Raw genomic sequence first — 16,376 nt, 5'->3', positions numbered from 1 at the left:
GATCGATTACCACACGGCCTGGCTCGTCAGCGCAAATTGCGTGAACGTCGCATCGGTGGATGGCTTGCCGTTGAGCGCCATCTGCTCGATGGTATCGACGAGCGGCAGGCCGAGTCCTTCCAGCCACGAGGAAAGGCCGTAACGCAAGGGCGTATCGATGCGCACGAACATGCCCGCGTTCAGCGCGAGCCAATAGCTGATCAGCGCTTTGGCGCGGTTCTGGTCCGCCGACTCGGGCGCGACGACCGGGCCGATCACGTGACCATCGCCGAAACGTCGGAAGAGCGCGAAGCCGATCAGTTCGCCATCGCGATCGAGTGCGATGCCGCTCCCGACATCGAGCAATTGCGGCATGAGTTCCGTGCGATCCAGCCCGCTTGCGCGCGATGCCAGCGCGGCAAGACGCGGCGTATCCTTCGCGCCGATCGGACGGAGCCGTTCGCCCGGCGGCAGCGAAACGAGCGGCGGCTGAAAGGCCGCGCCCTGATGTTGATGAATGGTGTCGATGGTTTCGAAGCCGCGTTCCACGCAAAGCGGTTTGCCTTCGTTCGATGCGTGGATCAGCAGCATGCGCGGACCGAGCTTCGCACGCAGGCGGTCGAGCAGTCCGCGCCCGATGCCGCGCCGCTGATGTTCCGGCGACACGATGAACATGCCGAGCGTCGCCGCATCCGCGCCGAACTGAAACGCGAGCGCCGTACCGACGAGCGCACCGTTCTGATCGACCGCCGCGAAGCCGCTGCCGATACGCGCCGCGAAACGCCAATCGTCCGCGCGATGCCGCCATTTCACGGACGCGGACAACGCGTGCGCTGCAGGAAGGTCGTCGAGCGTTAAAGCCCGGTATTCGACCACTTCGTTATTGTTCGAGTCAGGCACGCGGCCTCCTCAGTTTGAAGACATTTACCGTGACTTTGACACCGCGCAGCGCGCATGGCTAGGACGATCTTCCTGTCCCGCACGGCGCGAGATTCCGCCGCGTGGTGCAACGCAAAACCGCAGGTTATCGCGGCAAGAACGCGCGCGCTGTGCTGAATCGGCAATTTTGTCGGCGAAATATGCCGGCGCGCTGGCCCTACGATGGAGTCATGTCAACGCAACATGCCGAGGAGGACTCACGCATATGGACCGGTTCGATCCTGCCAGCATCGTCATCAGAAGCGGGCACTTCATCGGCGGCGAACTGATCGATGCGGGCGCGTCGCGTATCGAGGTAACGCGTCCGTCGGATGGCGTCGCGTATGCCTCGGTGCCCGTCGCCGATGACGCGATGATCGACTACGCCGTGCAGAACGCCTACAGCGCGTTCAAAAAGAGCGACTGGGCCCGCCGCGCGCCACGCGAGCGCGCACGCGTGCTGCGCAGGTTCGCCGATCTCGTCGCTGCCGACGCTGCGAATCTCGCGCCGCTCGAAGCGATCGGCTCGACGCGCCCGGTGCGCGACGCATACAACTGGGACGTGCCGTTCACCGCCGAGAGCATTCGCTTCTATGCGGAGCTTGCCGACAAGATCGGCGGCGATGTTGCGGCAACGGATCATCGACATCTCGGCATGACGATCGCGGAGCCGTATGGCGTGATCGGCGCGATTGCTCCGTGGAATTTTCCGCTCGTGATGGGCATATGGAAGACCGCGCCCGCGCTCGCGGCGGGCAACGCGGTCGTGCTGAAGCCTTCGGAGATGACGCCGTTCAGCGCGTTGCGTCTCGCCGAGCTCGCGCTCGAAGCGGGCGTGCCGCCGGGCATCTTCAACGTCGTTCAGGGCGATGGCCGCACCACCGGCGATGCGCTCGTGCGTCATCCCCGCATCGGCAAAGTGACGTTCACCGGATCGACGCACACCGGCGCCGCGATCATGGCCGCATGCGCGCAAAGCGGCACGAAGCCGGTCACGCTGGAACTGGGCGGCAAGAGCCCGCAGATCGTGTTCGCCGACGCACCGCGCATCGATGAGGTCGCACGTCGCATCGCGGGCGCCATCACGGGGAATGCGGGGCAAGTGTGCGTCGCGGGATCGAGGCTGCTCGTGCAGCGCGGCATCGCCGAAGAACTGACGGATCGCATCGCGCAAGCATTCGGCGAACTGAAAGCGGGCGCGACCTGGGCTGCGGGCACCACCTTGCCGCCGATCATTTCGGAGCCGCAGGCGCAGCGCATCGATGCGATCGTTCAGCGCAGCATCGCGAACGGCGCGACCTTGCGTTGCGGCGGAAAGCGTGCCGATGCTGCGACGCCCGGCGCGTTCTATTCGCCAACGTTGCTGTGCGACGTCACGCAGGAGAGCGACGCCGTGCGCAATGAAATCTTCGGCCCGGTGCTCACCGTGCAGTCGTTCGACACCGAAGAAGAAGCGTTGGAACTCGCAGCGCATCCGGACTACGGCCTTGCTGCGGGCGTGCATACCGCGGACATCGGTCGCGCGTTGCGCATGGTACGCGGCATCGAAGCGGGCACGGTATGGGTGAATCGCTATGGACGTACCAGCGATTTCGTGATTCCGACGGGCGGCTACAAGCGCTCTGGCATTGGCAAGGATCTCGGACGGCAGGCTTACGAAGCGAATCTGCGCTTCAAGAGCGTGCTCATCGATACGGAAGTCTGAAGCGCACGATCGTTCCAAACGTGCGCCGCATTTTCTGCTGTGGCGACGCCTCAAAACGCATGACTTATATCGTCGCGAGGCACGCATTCAACGCCATCAGTCATTTTTGCCTTGTTTAAATTTTCTCGACACTTCGCTGTTTCTTGTTTCAACCAACACACGACAGGACTGACATCATGATCGATTTCGAGCCGAAGTACATCACGTTCGACTGCTACGGCACGCTGACGAAATTCCGCATGGCCGACATGACCCGCGAGATGTACGCAGACCGCCTGCAGGGCGACGACCTCGAACAATTCGTCAAGTTCTTCGCGGGCTATCGCCGCGACGAAGTGCTCGGCGCGTGGAAGCCGTATCGCGACGTGATCGTCAATTCGGTGCGCCGCGCGTGCGAGCGCATGAACGTCGAATTCAACGAAGCCGAAGCCGAAAAATACTACCTCGCCGTGCCGACGTGGGGCCCGCATCCGGATGTGCCGGAAGGTCTCTCGCGTCTCGCGAAGAAGTACAAGCTCGTGATTCTGTCGAACGCATCGGACGATCAGATTCAGAGCAACGTCGACAAGCTCGGCGCGCCGTTTCATCGCGTGTTCACGGCGCAGCAGGCGCAGTCGTACAAGCCGCGCATGCAGGGCTTCGAGTACATGTTCGATCAATTGAACTGCAATCCGGAAGACGTGCTGCATGTGTCGTCGAGCCTGCGCTACGACCTGATGACCGCGCACGACATGGGCATCAAGCACAAGGCGTTCGTGAAGCGCGGCCACGAGCCGGGCACGCCGTACTACGAGTATTACGAAGTGGACACCATCGGCGATCTCGCCGGTCAACTCGGTCTGTAATCGAAGCCACTTCACGCGAGCAATGCCGATGAAACTCGACTCCTACTGGCTCGATACCGCGCCTTCGATCATCTCGACGTGCGAAGGCCCGGCGGATGGCCAGGCCGATGTCGCCGTGATCGGCGGCGGGTTCACCGGTTTGTCGGCGGCGCTCGCGTTGGCGAAGCGCGGCGCGTCGGTCGTCGTGCTCGATGCCGGGCGCATAGGCGGCGGCGCGTCGGGACGCAACGGCGGTCAATGCAATACGGGCGTCGCGCAGGATTATGCGGCGCTGCGCTCGCAACTCGGCGTGGAGCGCGCGCAAGGCTGTTATCGCGCGTATGCGGCGGCGGTGAGCACGGTCGAACGTTTGATCCGCGAAGAAAACATCGATTGCGACTATCTCGCGTCGGGCAAGCTGAAGCTCGCCGCGAAGCCGCATCATCTCGAACATATCGCGACGACCGCCGAGTTGATCCGGCGCGAAGTCGATCCGGATATCGATGTGCTCGATCGCGAGCAGGTCCGCAATGAAGTGCAGTCCGATGCCTTTCACGGCGGGCTGTTGCAACGTCACGGCGGACAGATGCATATGGGCAAGTTCGCCGTCGGCCTCGCGAATGCAGCGGCGAGGCAAGGCGCGCGTCTCTATGATCACGCTGAAGTCACGGCGATCGCGAAGGAAGGCGGCGCCTATCGAATCGATTCGAAGCGCGGCACGTTGCGCGCAAGGCAAGTGCTGATCGCGACAGGGCCTTCGAAGCATGGACCGTTCGCGTGGTATCGGCGCAGGCTTGCACCGGTCGGCTCGTTCATCATCGTGACGGAGCCGCTGCCAGCGGAACAACTGAAGCAACTGTTGCCGCAGCGCCGCTCGTACACGACGAGCCGCCTGATGCACAACTATTTTCGCGTGACGCCCGATTCACGTTTGCTGCTCGGCGGACGCGCGCGCTTCACCGCGTCGGAACGTCCATCGGACGCGAAGAGCGGACGCATCCTGCAGGCGAATCTCGCAGCTATTTTCCCGAGTCTCGCCAGTGCGCGCATCGACTATTGCTGGGGCGGTCTCGTCGATATCACCGCGGATCGCCTGCCACGCGCGGGCCAGCACGATGGCATCTATTTCTCGATGGGCTACAGCGGCCACGGCACGCAGATGTCGACGCACATGGGCCAGATCATGGCCGACGTGATGAACGGCAACGCCGATGCGAACCCGTGGCGCGATTTCGACTGGCCCGCGATTCCGGGCCATACGGGCAAGCCGTGGTTCCTGCCGCTCGTCGGCGCGTATTACTCGATCAAAGACGTTTTCTATTGAAGCATCGAAAGCAAAGACAGACGGCCTTCATCCAATAACCAAGCCGTCGAACATTCACAGTCCCTATCGCGGAGAAGTTCATGAGCATCGACAAATCGCCTGAAGCACTCGTTCACGCCGATGCCGGCAAACGCCTGGAAGAACTGACGCGCCGTGGCGCGTCCCGGCGCAATGTCCTTCGCGCGATGGCCGCGGGCGGACTCATGTCAATGACGGGCGCGGGTCTGCTCACCGCGAGCGGCGCGGCTTTCGCGCAGGACAAGCCGAAGCAGGGCGGACGCATTCGCGTGGCGACGCAGTCGTCGTCAGCCGCCGATACGCTCGATCCGGCGAAGGGCGCGCTCGGCACGGACTACGCGCGCGGCTTCATGTTCTACAGCGGCCTGACCGAACTCGACAATCATCTCGGCGCGAAGATGGCGCTCGCCGAATCGCTCGAAACGAAAGACGCGACCGTGTGGGTCGTGAAGCTGCGCAGCGGCGTGCAGTTCCACGATGGCAAATCGCTCGCGCCACAGGACGTCATCTATTCGCTGATGCGCCATAAGGATCCGGCGGTCGGCTCGAAGGCGAAGACGCTCGCCGATCAGTTCAAGGAAATCAAGGCGACCGGCCCGAACGAGCTCACGATCACGCTGACGGGCGCGAACGCGGACCTGCCCGTGATTCTCGCGGACTCGCACTTCCTCATCATCAAGGACGGCACGACGGACTTCAAGACGGCGGTCGGCACGGGCCCGTTCAAGCTGAAGGAGTTCTCGCCGGGCGTGCGTACCGTCGGCGTGCGCAACGAGAAGTACTGGAAGCCGGGCATGCCGCATCTGGACGAAGTGGAGCTGATCGGCATCGCGGACGAACCCGCGCGCGTGAACGCGCTGATGTCCGGCGACGTGCAGCTCATCAATGCAGTGAGCGCGCGCTCGACCGAGCGGATCAAGGGCACGCCGGGCTTCGCGGTGCTGGAAACGAAGACGGGCCAGTACACCGACCTCATCATGCGCGACGATGGCGGCATCACCGGCAATGCGGATTTCCGCCGCGGCATGATGTACCTGATGGATCGCGAGCAGATGCGCAAGACGATCTTCCGCGGCTATGGCGCGATCGGCAACGATCAGCCTATCGATCCGAGCAACAAGTACTACATGTCGGGTCTGCCGCAACGCGGCTTCGATCCGGACAAGGCGAAGTTCCACTTTCAGAAGGCGAAGCTCGGCAGCACGCCGATCCAACTGTACGCATCGCCGGCGGCGGAAGGTTCCGTGGAGATGGCCGTGCTGATGCAGCAGGTCGCGCCGCAAGCGGGCATCAATCTGCAAGTGACGCGCGTGCCGGCGGATGGTTACTGGTCGAATCACTGGATGAAGCATCCGCTCGGCTTCGGCAACATCAACGCGCGCCCGAGTGCGGACGTGATCTTCACGCAGTTCTTCAAATCCGATGCGCCGTGGAACGAAGCGAACTGGAAGAGCCCGCAGTTCGACCAGATGCTCGTCGCCGCGCGTGGCGAACCGGACGATGCGAAGCGCAAGAAGATTTACGGCGACATGCAGGAGCTCGTGCATACGGACGGCGGCATCGGCATTCCGATGTTCCAGAGTTCGCTCGACGCGCATACGACGAAGCTGAAGGGCTTGGGCGGCATTCCGCTCGCGGGCCTGATGGGCTGGATGTTCGCGGAGAACGTGTGGCTCGAGGCATGAGCATGCTTTGAAGCGGGATGTGCGCCATCTTCCGATGGCGCGCGCAGTCAAAACTTCAACGAGAGAGAGGCGTTTATCCGATGAAAGCTCATGCGCAACGACTCGTCGCCGCGCGCCTCGGCCTCGCGCTGCTCACGCTGCTGATCGTGTCGATGGTGGTGTTCGGCATCACCGGTCTCTTGCCGGGCGATGCCGCGCAACAGGCGCTCGGTCAGGCGGCGACGCCCGAACAGGTGGCCGCGCTGCGGCATCAGTTCGGCCTCGATCAGCCTGCCGTCACGCGTTATCTGCAATGGCTTCTGCATGTGGTGACGGGCAACTTCGGCACGTCGCTGTCGAACAATCTGCCGGTCAGTGAACTCATCTCGACGCGTCTGCCGAATTCGCTCGTGCTCGCGGGGTTGACCGCGCTGGTGTCGGTGCCGATCGCGTTGTTCATCGGCATTCTCTCGGCGATGTATCGCGGCTCGCTCGTCGATCGCGTGCTCAACGTGCTCACGCTTTCGACGGTGGCGGTGCCGGAGTTTCTCGTCGCGACCATCGCGGTGCTGATCTTCGCGGTGAAGCTGCGCTGGCTGCCGGCGTTGTCGTATCTGTCGGATGTATCGTCGTTCGGCGCGCTCGTGCGGACCTATGCGATGCCAGTGATGACGCTCTGCTGCGTGATCCTCGCGCAGATGGCGCGCATGACGCGCGCGGCGGTGCTCGATCAGCTCAACGCTTCGTATGTGGAGATGGCGGTCCTGAAAGGCGCCTCGCCCATGCGCGTCGTGTTGCGGCATGTGTTGCCGAACACCATCGGGCCGATTGCAAATGCGGTTGCGCTCTCGCTTTCGTATCTGTTCGGCGGCGTGGTGATCGTCGAATCGATCTTCAACTATCCCGGTCTCGCGAGCCTCATGGTCGACGCCGTCACCAATCGCGACATGCCGCTCGTGCAGGGCTGCGTGATGGTGTTCTGCGCGGCTTATCTCGCGCTCGTGCTCATCGCCGATCTGGCTCAGATCGTCTCCAACCCGAGGCTGCGTCAACGATGAATCGGAACGTCACTTCTCACGCCACGACCGTGCTATACGATCAGCCGCCCGCCGATGCCCCGCAGGAGCAAGCGCCCGTCGTCGTCAGGCGCGGCCTCATGAGCCGCCTCGTCAACCGCTTTTCGGTGCTGGGTCTCATCGGTCTGTTCATCGTCGTCTTCTGGCTCGTGGTCGCGTTCGTCGGGCCGGTTGTCGCGCCTTATAAAGGCGGCGCGTTCACATCGACGGAAGTGTTCGGCTCGTATAGCGCGGCACATCTGCTCGGCACCGACTATCTCGGCCGCGACATGCTGAGCCGCATTCTTTACGGCACGCAATACACGGTCGGCCTCGCGCTCGCCGCGACGGTGGCCGCGAGCGTCATCGGCACGTTCTTCGGTCTCGTGGCCGCCGTGTCGGGACGCTGGGTCGATGAAGTGCTGAGCCGCCTGTTCGATGCGCTCATTTCGATCCCGAGCAAGATTCTCGCGCTCGTCGTGATTGCCGCATTCGGCTCGTCCATTCCGATGCTGATGATGGTCGCCGCACTCGCCTATATCCCCGGTGCCTTCCGCATCTCGCGCTCGCTCGCGGTGAACATCATGACGCTCGAATACGTGCAGGTCGCGAAAGCGCGCGGCGAGAAGCTCTTCTATATCGCACGCGTCGAAGTGCTGCCCAACATGATTCACCCGATGCTCGCGGACTTCGGCCTGCGCTTCGTGTTCATCGTGCTGCTGCTTTCGGGCCTGAGCTTTCTCGGTCTCGGCGTGCAGCCGCCGAACGCGGACTGGGGCTCGCTCGTGCGCGAGAACATCGGCGGGCTGGCGGAAGGCGCGCCGGCGGTGCTGATGCCGGCAGTCGCGATCGCGACGCTGACTGTAGGCGTGAATCTGCTCATCGACAGTTTGCGTCGTCATGGCGCGCGTTCGCATGGAGGCGGCCAATGACATCGAACACAGGCACGAACATGATCGAAGTGAAAGGCTTGCGCGTCGTTGCTGGCGCGGCGCCGGATCCCGTCGTCGAGATCGTGAAGGGCGTCGACTTCGCGGTGAAGAAGGGAGAAGTGCTCGCGCTGATCGGCGAGTCGGGATCGGGCAAGACGACCATCGCGCTCGCGCTGCTCGGTCATGCGCGCGGCGGTTGTTCTATCGCGGGCGGCTCGGTGAAGATCGGCGATACCGATGTGTTGTCGCTCGACGCGAAGGGCCGTCGCGCATTGCGTTCGCGCACCGTCGCGTATGTCGCGCAGAGCGCATCGGCGGGCTTCAATCCGGCGCGCACGATCATGGATCAGGTCACGGAACCCGCGCTGCTGCACAAACTCATGACGCCCGCTGTCGCGCGTGAGAAAGCGATCAGCCTGTTTCGTTCGCTCGCGTTGCCGAATCCCGAGACCATCGGCGATCGTTATCCGCATCAGGTGTCGGGCGGCCAGTTGCAGCGCTTGATGGCGGCAATGGCGCTGATCACCGATCCCGCCGTCGTCGTGTTCGATGAACCGACCACCGCGCTCGACGTGACCACGCAGATCGAAGTGCTCGCCGCATTCAAGGGCGTGGTGCGCGAGCTGGGCACGACGGCCGTGTATGTGTCGCACGATCTCGCGGTCGTCGCGCAGATGGCGGATCGCATCGTCGTGTTGAACGGTGGACGCGTGCGCGAGAACGGCGCGACCGCGCAAGTGCTCGACGCGCCGGCCGACGAGTACACGCGCCAGTTACTCGCGGCAACGCGCCGTCCCGAAGTGGAACGCGCAACGCCCGACGATGCACGCAAAGTGCCGCTGCTCGAAATCCGCAATCTGAGCGCGGGCTATGGACGCATCGATGCGAACGGCGTGCCCGCCGTGCGCGTGCTCGATGATGTGAGCCTGAAGATCGCGCGCGGCAGCACGCTTGGCGTGATCGGCGAATCGGGCTCGGGAAAGACGACGCTCGCGCGCGTGATCGCGGGTCTCGTCGATCGCGCGCACGGCGACGTGCTGCTCGACGGCAAGTCGTTGCCAGCGAAACTATCGGAACGCACGCTGGATCAATATCGTCGCGTACAGATCGTGTTTCAGAACGCCGATACCGCGTTGAACCCGAGCCGCACCATTGCCGATATTCTCGCGCGGCCCATGAACTTTTATCACGGTCTGCGTGGCGCGGCCGCGCAAAAGCGCATGCTGGAGCTGCTCGATCTCGTGAAGCTGCCTGCATCGATCGCGAAGCGTCAGCCGGGCGGCCTGTCGGGAGGGCAGAAGCAGCGTGTGAATCTTGCGCGCGCGCTCGCGGCGAATCCCGAGCTCATTCTCTGCGATGAAGTGACGTCCGCGCTCGATACGGTCGTCGGCGCGGCGATTCTCGATCTGCTCGCCGAGCTGCGTCGCGAACTGAATGTGTCGTACATGTTCATCAGCCACGACATCTCGACCGTGCGCGCCATCTGCGATGAAGTCATCGTGCTGTATGCGGGCCAGTGCGTCGAAGCGGGCCAGCGCGATGCGCTTTCGCATCCGCCGTATCACCCTTATACGGGCTTGCTCGTCGATTCGGTTCCTGCGTTGCGTCCCGGCTGGCTCGATTCACGTCGTGCGATGGCGCTCGGCGCATTGCCCGCGCTCGGTCCGGAAAGCGATGCGCCCGAGTTGTGCAGCTTCCGTTCGCGCTGTGCGGCGCGCATCGACGGCAAGTGCAACGTGACGCCGCCCGCGAAGAAGACTTTGCCTTCGGGCGCGCACATCCTGTGTCATCACAGCGCCGACGATCTCGCCCGCATGCAGTCGATGGAAACGGTGACGGCATGAGCGGACGCTTCGTGAGAGTCGCCGAGAAAGGACGCAGGACGTTCGAGATCGTCATCGACGGCAAGCGTGCGCTCGCAGCCGAAGGCGACACGCTGATGGTCGCGCTGCTCACATCGCACGAAGCATTGCGCGACTCCGAGTTCGGCGATGGCCGCCGCGCGGGCTTCTGCGTGATGGGCGCATGCCAGGACTGCTGGGTGTGGACCGCTAACGGCGAGCGCGTGCGCGCGTGCACGACGCAGGCGGCCGAAGGCATGTCGATCGTCACGCGTCTTGCAGAAGCGCAGGAGGGCGTATGGCCGCGACTGTGATCGTGATCGGCGCAGGACCGGCGGGCGTGCGTGCGGCGCAGGCGCTCGTCGAAGCGGGCTTGCGTCCCGTCGTTATCGATGAAGGCAGACGCGACGGCGGGCAGATCTATCGTCGTCAGCCGGAAGGATTCAAGCGCACGTACGAGACCTTGTACGGTACGGAAGCAACGCGCGCGCGTGCATTGCACGATGCGTTCGATGCGTTGCGCCCGAAGATCGACTACGTGCCCGATACGCTCGTCTGGAACATCGAGCCGAATGCACTGCACACGGTGAGCGGCACGCGTCATCGCAAGCTCGCGTTCGATGCGCTCATCATTTGCAGCGGCGCGACCGATAGGCTGATGCCCGTTCCCGGCTGGCATCACGCGGGCGCGTATAGCCTCGGCGGCGCGCAGGTCGCGCTCAAATCGCAGGGCTGCGCGATCGGTTCGCGCGTCGTGATGATGGGCACCGGTCCGTTGCTCTATCTCGTCGCCGCGCAATACGTGAAGGCGGGCGCGACAGTAAGTGCGGTGCTCGATACATCGACGTTCGCGCAGCGTCTGCGCGCGTTGCCGCAACTGCTCGCGATTCCATCGGCGTTAAGGAAGGGCGTCGCGTTGATGCGCGTGCTGAAAGATGCGCGCGTGCCGGTTCATCGCGGCATCACGCCGGTCGAGATTCGAGGCACGCCCGAGCATGGCGTGCAAGGCGTGCGCGTCAGGCAAGCCGATGGCGCGATGCTGCAAGTCGGATGCGATGCCGTCGCGCTCGGCTATCACTTGCGCCCTGAAACACAGCTCGCCGATCTCGCGGGCTGCGAGTTCCGCTTCGATCGGGCGTTGCAACAGTGGCTTCCCATCGCCGATGTGGATGGCCGCAGCAACGTGAAAGGCATCTATCTTGCCGGCGATGGCGCGCGCGTGCGCGGCGCGGATGCCGCCGAGCGCGCGGGACGTCTTGCGGCGCTCGCGGCGTTGAAGGACATCGGCATGACGTGCAGCGAAGACGAAGCCAACAAGTTGCGCTTGCAACTAAATCGCTTCACGCGCTTTGCTTCCGGCTTGCGCACCGCGTTTCCGTGGCCCGCGCGCTTTGCCGCCGCCTTGCCGGATGAAACCATCGTGTGCCGATGTGAAGCGATAACGGCAGGCGACCTGAGGCGCGTCGTGAACGACATGGGCGCGAAGGAAGCGAATCGCGCGAAGGCTTTTTCGCGCGTCGGCATGGGCCGGTGCCAAGGCCGCTTCTGCGCACATGCGGGCGCGGAAGTCATTGCAGCCGAAGCACGCGTGCCGCTGGAAGCGGTCGGCCGCTTGCGCGGGCAAGCACCGGTGAAACCTCTGCCCATGGCGCTCGCGCCGCACAAGAATCTGGAGACCAGCGAATGAACGAGCGCGCCGATGTGATCGTGATCGGCGGGGGCATCGTCGGCACGACGACCGCTTTCTTTTTGCGCCGTCGCAAGCGTTCCGTGATCCTGCTCGAACGCGGCTTGACCGGACAACAGGCGAGCGGCGTGAACTTCGGCGGCGTGCGTCGCCAAGGCCGCGCGCTGGAGCAACTCGCAATGTCGAATCGCGCGCTGCAAACGTGGCGGCGTTCCCGCGAACTGCTCGGCGAAGATGTCGAGTTCTTGCCATCGGGGCATACGCGCGTGTGCTATCACGCGCATGACGCGGAATACTTTCATCGCTATGCCGCCGATGCGCGCGCTTACGACCTCGATCTAGAAGTGCTCGAAGGCGCGGCCATGTTCGAGCGCTTTCCTTTTCTGGGCCGCGACGTGATCGCCGCATCCATCTCGCCGCTCGACGGCCACGCGAATCCGCGTCTTGCCGCGCCCGCGTTCGGGCGTGCTGCCGCGCGGCTCGGCGCGCGCGTCGTCGAGAGCACGGAAGTGGTGCGCGTAGAAAAGGAAGCGGGCGGCTTTCGCGTGGAAAGCGCGGCGGGCGATGTGTATCGCGCGGAGCAAGTGCTGATTTGCGCGGGCGCGTGGGCCAATACGCTATCGACGCAATTCGGCGAACCCGTGCCGCTCGTCGCGCGCGGCCCGCAAATGGCGGTGACCGAACCCGTGCCTTACGTGTTCAAGGCTTCGATGGGCGTGTACACGTCGATCAAGGAAGAGAGCGTTTATTTCCGGCAAGTGGAGCGGGGCAATATCGTGCTCGGGGGCGGACCGCCCGGACCCGCGGACGCAGACACGCGACGCGCTTCCGTCCTGCCCGAGAACACCGTCGCGCAACTGGCGCAGTTCCGCCGCATGGTGCCCGCGATGCGCCCGCTGCATGTGATTCGCGTGTGGAGCGGCGTGGAAAGCTATCTGCCGGATTCGGAGCCGGTGATCGGTCCTAGTTCGAAAGCCGATGGCCTGTTCTACGCGTTCGGCTTCAGCGGATCGGGCTTTCAGATCGGACCGGGCGTGGGCGAGACGCTTGCCGAATTGCTCGATACGGGCAGCACGCCGATCGATCTTTCTTCGTTTTCCATCAGACGATTTCAGCGCGCTTCGTCGACGCACGCGCAATCGCTTACCTCCGAGACTTCGCCATGAGCCAAGCCAATCTGGTCGACGCGCTCGCCTACATCGAAGCCAATTTCGACAAGACCGTGAGCCTCGCGCAACTCGCGGATCTTTCGGCGCTGAGCGTGTCGCGCTTCGCGACCGTGTTTCGCGAGCAATTCGGACTTTCGCCGTACAAGTACCTGTGCGAGTTGCGCGTGCGGCGCGCGCAGACGTTATTGCTCGCGGGCGTGCCAGGATCGGTCGTCGCGACGGAAGTGGGCTTCTTCGATCAGAGTCATCTGGCGCGGCATTTCAAGCGCCTGTGCGGCATGACGCCGAGCGCGTTCGTCGAGCGCGCGCGCAGAAAAGCGCGCTCAGCCGAGCTCGATGCCGGTCTGGGCAAGCGCGTCACGCAAGCCCAGCCGCGGGTATTTGCTTTCGACGGAGCGCATGTCGCTTAGCGCTTCCTGGATGATCCATTCGCGCACGCTGGCGACGATGGGCCGCATCGACTTGTTCGGCGGCGTGAGCAGACAGCAACGCCGGCTCGTGACCACCAGTTCTTCTTCGGCAGGCACGAGCGCGCCTTGCGCGAGCCAGTGCGACGTCACGTTGAGCCATCCGAGCGCGATGCCTTGTCCGAGCAACGCCGCCTGCACGACGATCGCGTAATCGTTGAAACGCAACATGCCCGCTGCATGGCGCTCCTTTGAAGCGAACGCATGAAAACGCTCGTGCCAGCCGCGTTCTTCATCGTCCATCACGATGACGGTATCGCCATGCGCGCGCGCCGCATCGGTCTCTGCGAGTTCGTGATAACGCGGATTGCAAAGCGGCAAGAGCATCTCGGGCATCACGAGCACCGCGTGCTCGTCGATCTCTTCGTCGTGAACAAAGCGCATGCCGAGATCGACATCGACGAGCGGCCCGCCGATGCGCCCCGATATCAATTGAAACCGCAGATCGACCGATGGAAACGCCTGATTCAGACGGCTCATGCGCGGCATGAGCCAATGCGTGGTGAAGCCGGTCGATACGGAAAGCGTGACGGTCTCGATGCCCGTCGCGCGCGCCTCGATTTCGCGGATCGCACTTTCGATGCCGCTGAAGCCTTCGGAAATCTTGCGATAAAGAATCTCGCCGCTCTCCGTGAGTTCGATGCCGCCGCGCACGCGCTCGAAAAGCCGCACGCCGATATGGTCCTCCATGCGCGCGAGCATGCGGCTCACCGCGGGCTGACTCACATAAAGCTCCTGCGCGGCGCGCGTGAAATTACCGCAGCGCGCGGCCGCTTCGAATACGAAAAGCGCATTGGCGCTCGGCAGTTTCTTGCGAAGGTTTGGCATGACTTCATGTTATGCCCGATCCAACAATTTTGGAATTGCCGTCAAAAACATCGCGACTTAGTATTTTCCCAACCCCTCTATTTCCGACGAGACGAACGACATGGACGCACGCGCTAAAACGGGAGTGTCGATCAGGTCCGCGACGAAGCGCTATGGCGCGGTGACGGCGCTCGATGACGTATCGCTCGATATCGCGCCGGGCGAATTCGTCTCGCTGCTCGGGCCTTCTGGCTCGGGCAAGACGACGCTGCTCGGCATTCTCGGCGGCTTCGTGCAGCCGAGCTCGGGCAGCGTGTGGGTCGGCGAGCGTGACATTACATTTGCGCCACCGCACAAGCGCGATATCGGCATCGTGTTTCAGAACTACGCGCTCTTTCCGCACATGACGGTAGGCGAGAACGTCGCGTTCTCGCTGCGTGCGCGGCGCGAGCCGAAATCGACATGGGCGAAGCGCGTCGCCGAAGCACTCGCCATGGTCGAACTCAAAGGTTATGAAAGCCGCAGCATCCATCAGCTTTCAGGCGGACAGAAGCAACGCGTGGCGCTTGCCCGCGCAATGGTGTTTCAACCGCAACTCATTCTGATGGACGAGCCGTTGTCCGCGCTCGACAAGCAACTGCGCGAGACCATGCAAATCGAATTGCGCAGACTGCATCGGCAGCTCGGGGCGACCATCGTCAACGTGACGCACGACCAGCGCGAAGCACTCACGATGAGCGATCGCGTCGCCGTGTTGAAGGACGGCAGGCTCGTGCAGATCGACACACCCGAGCGCCTGTACGACCGTCCTTGCGATGCGTTCGTCGCGAGCTTCATCGGCGAAGCGACGATGCTCGATGTCACGCGCGCCGGCGACGATGCCGTGCGTCTCGGCGATACGGTTCTGCGCACCGCGCATCCATTGCCGCGCGGCGAGAAGCTATTGCTCGCGGTGCAAACGGAAAAGCTCGTCATCGACGGCGAGAACCGTCATGCGGATGCGAACCGTCTTTCATGCCGCGTGACCGAAGTGCTCTATCAAGGCGAGAGCCTGCGCGTGTTCGCCGCGCTCGCCGACGGCACGGCGATCAGTCTTCGGCAACCCGGCAGCCACGACGCGCGCAAGCGCATCCCCGAGCCGGGCGCATCGATGACGGTCGCGCTCGATCCGCAAGACACGATCGTCGTGTCGGCCTGATTTCTTCTCACCGCCTGTGCACGGGCGATTTCGACTGCAAACGTAGATACGCAACCCGTAAAGGATGACGCAATGAATCTCACCGATTTCAAGGTCCTGACCTTCGATGTCGTCGGCACGCTGATCAACTTCGAAAAAGGCGTGCTCGATTCCGTGCGCCGGCTGGGCGGAGCGAAGGCAAAGGACCTGACCGACGATCAGATCTTCGAGCCGTACATGGAAGGGCGCGCGAAGTATCCGGGCAGATCGAGTCATGAAATGGCGAACGTGTATCTGCATCTCGCGAGCAAACTCGGCTTGTCCGACGATGCGCAATCCGCCGCGGCATTCCAGCGCGATGTGCTCGAATGGCCCGCATTCGAAGACTCGGTCGCGGCATTGAAGCGTCTGCGCAAGCACTTTCGTCTTGTCGCGATGACCAACGCGGATCGCGTTGCGTTGTCGGCCTATGCTCACACGCTCGGCAATCCGTTCGACGATACCGTCTGCTGCGATGAGACCGGCGTCGCCAAACCCGATCCGCAATTCTTTGCCTATAACCGTGGACGTCAGGCGGCGTTCGGCTATAAGTTCGAAGAGATCCTGCATACGGCGCAGAGCCAGTATCACGACATCGGCATCGCAACGAAGCTCGGTTATTCGACATGCTGGATCGAGCGGCGCCAGGGCATGAAGGGCTTCGGCGCGACACCCGTGCCCGAGAGCGTGACGACGCCGACGTGGAAGTTCGCGACGCTCGCCGCGCTCGCGGATGCCGTCGACGACGAACTCCGCGCCGCCGCCTGACC

General features: G+C 63.4%; 15 protein-coding genes. 13 read left to right on the top strand and 2 right to left on the bottom strand.

The window, feature by feature from the left end; all coding sequences use genetic code 11:
• Window positions 1-6 precede the first annotated feature (6 nt).
• Window positions 7-879, bottom strand: coding sequence for a GNAT family N-acetyltransferase (locus tag NCR93_RS26425; RefSeq protein ID WP_250532305.1), 873 nt, complete (start codon window positions 877-879; stop codon window positions 7-9).
• Window positions 880-1,123: 244 nt separating this feature from the next.
• Between NCR93_RS26425 and NCR93_RS26420 the strand changes: the two genes are divergently transcribed.
• From NCR93_RS26420 to NCR93_RS26370, 11 genes are all read left to right on the top strand, one after another.
• Window positions 1,124-2,602, top strand: a complete 1,479-nt coding sequence (locus NCR93_RS26420) for an aldehyde dehydrogenase family protein (RefSeq protein ID WP_175981433.1) — start codon at window positions 1,124-1,126, stop codon at window positions 2,600-2,602.
• Window positions 2,603-2,778: 176 nt separating this feature from the next.
• Window positions 2,779-3,447: a haloacid dehalogenase type II gene (locus NCR93_RS26415; RefSeq protein ID WP_008346995.1), complete on the top strand. Its 669-nt coding sequence runs from the start codon at window positions 2,779-2,781 to the stop codon at window positions 3,445-3,447.
• Window positions 3,448-3,475: 28 nt separating this feature from the next.
• The gene (locus tag NCR93_RS26410; protein ID WP_175981435.1) at window positions 3,476-4,750 is read left to right on the top strand and encodes an NAD(P)/FAD-dependent oxidoreductase; all 1,275 of its coding nucleotides are present in this window, start codon (window positions 3,476-3,478) and stop codon (window positions 4,748-4,750) included.
• An 80-nt stretch (window positions 4,751-4,830) separates the two neighbouring features.
• Window positions 4,831-6,453 carry an ABC transporter substrate-binding protein gene (locus NCR93_RS26405; protein ID WP_008346991.1) on the top strand — a complete coding sequence of 541 codons (1,623 nt, stop codon included), beginning with the start codon at window positions 4,831-4,833 and terminating at the stop codon, window positions 6,451-6,453.
• 80 nt (window positions 6,454-6,533) lie between these two features.
• On the top strand, window positions 6,534-7,490 hold the full coding sequence (locus NCR93_RS26400; protein WP_175981437.1) for an ABC transporter permease: 957 nt from the start codon (window positions 6,534-6,536) through the stop codon (window positions 7,488-7,490).
• Complete coding sequence (locus NCR93_RS26395; protein WP_175981439.1) at window positions 7,487-8,419, top strand: ABC transporter permease; 933 nt, start codon at window positions 7,487-7,489, stop codon at window positions 8,417-8,419. The genes NCR93_RS26400 and NCR93_RS26395 overlap by 4 nt, the downstream gene beginning before the upstream one ends.
• Entirely contained in the window at window positions 8,416-10,263 is a 1,848-nt protein-coding gene (locus tag NCR93_RS26390) for an ABC transporter ATP-binding protein (protein ID WP_175981440.1), read from the top strand. The genes NCR93_RS26395 and NCR93_RS26390 overlap by 4 nt, the downstream gene beginning before the upstream one ends.
• On the top strand, window positions 10,260-10,574 hold the full coding sequence (locus NCR93_RS26385; RefSeq protein WP_175981442.1) for a (2Fe-2S)-binding protein: 315 nt from the start codon (window positions 10,260-10,262) through the stop codon (window positions 10,572-10,574). The genes NCR93_RS26390 and NCR93_RS26385 overlap by 4 nt, the downstream gene beginning before the upstream one ends.
• Window positions 10,559-11,947, top strand: coding sequence for an FAD/NAD(P)-dependent oxidoreductase (locus NCR93_RS26380; protein ID WP_175981444.1), 1,389 nt, complete (start codon window positions 10,559-10,561; stop codon window positions 11,945-11,947). The genes NCR93_RS26385 and NCR93_RS26380 overlap by 16 nt, the downstream gene beginning before the upstream one ends.
• A complete protein-coding gene (locus NCR93_RS26375; RefSeq protein ID WP_175981446.1) occupies window positions 11,944-13,113 on the top strand; it encodes an NAD(P)/FAD-dependent oxidoreductase in 1,170 nt (389 codons plus the stop codon). The genes NCR93_RS26380 and NCR93_RS26375 overlap by 4 nt, the downstream gene beginning before the upstream one ends.
• The gene (locus tag NCR93_RS26370) at window positions 13,110-13,526 is read left to right on the top strand and encodes a helix-turn-helix domain-containing protein (protein ID WP_175981448.1); all 417 of its coding nucleotides are present in this window, start codon (window positions 13,110-13,112) and stop codon (window positions 13,524-13,526) included. Before NCR93_RS26375 ends, NCR93_RS26370 begins: the two co-directional genes overlap by 4 nt.
• On the opposite strand, the gene NCR93_RS26365 is transcribed toward NCR93_RS26370, so the two are convergent.
• A complete protein-coding gene (locus tag NCR93_RS26365; RefSeq protein ID WP_008346980.1) occupies window positions 13,440-14,411 on the bottom strand; it encodes a LysR family transcriptional regulator in 972 nt (323 codons plus the stop codon). The two genes, NCR93_RS26370 and NCR93_RS26365, sit on opposite strands and share 87 nt — an antisense overlap.
• A 100-nt stretch (window positions 14,412-14,511) precedes the next feature.
• On the opposite strand from NCR93_RS26365, the gene NCR93_RS26360 reads away from it, so the two are divergent.
• Window positions 14,512-15,588, top strand: coding sequence for an ABC transporter ATP-binding protein (locus NCR93_RS26360; protein ID WP_175981450.1), 1,077 nt, complete (start codon window positions 14,512-14,514; stop codon window positions 15,586-15,588).
• A gap of 72 nt (window positions 15,589-15,660) precedes the next feature.
• The gene (locus NCR93_RS26355; RefSeq protein ID WP_175981452.1) at window positions 15,661-16,374 is read left to right on the top strand and encodes an HAD-IA family hydrolase; all 714 of its coding nucleotides are present in this window, start codon (window positions 15,661-15,663) and stop codon (window positions 16,372-16,374) included.
• The last annotated feature ends 2 nt before the right edge of the window (window positions 16,375-16,376 follow it).

The sequence above is a fragment of the Caballeronia sp. ATUFL_F1_KS39 genome (assembly GCF_023630985.1).
GTDB lineage: Bacteria > Pseudomonadota > Gammaproteobacteria > Burkholderiales > Burkholderiaceae > Caballeronia > Caballeronia zhejiangensis.
This window is presented reverse-complemented; position numbering and strand designations above follow the sequence as displayed.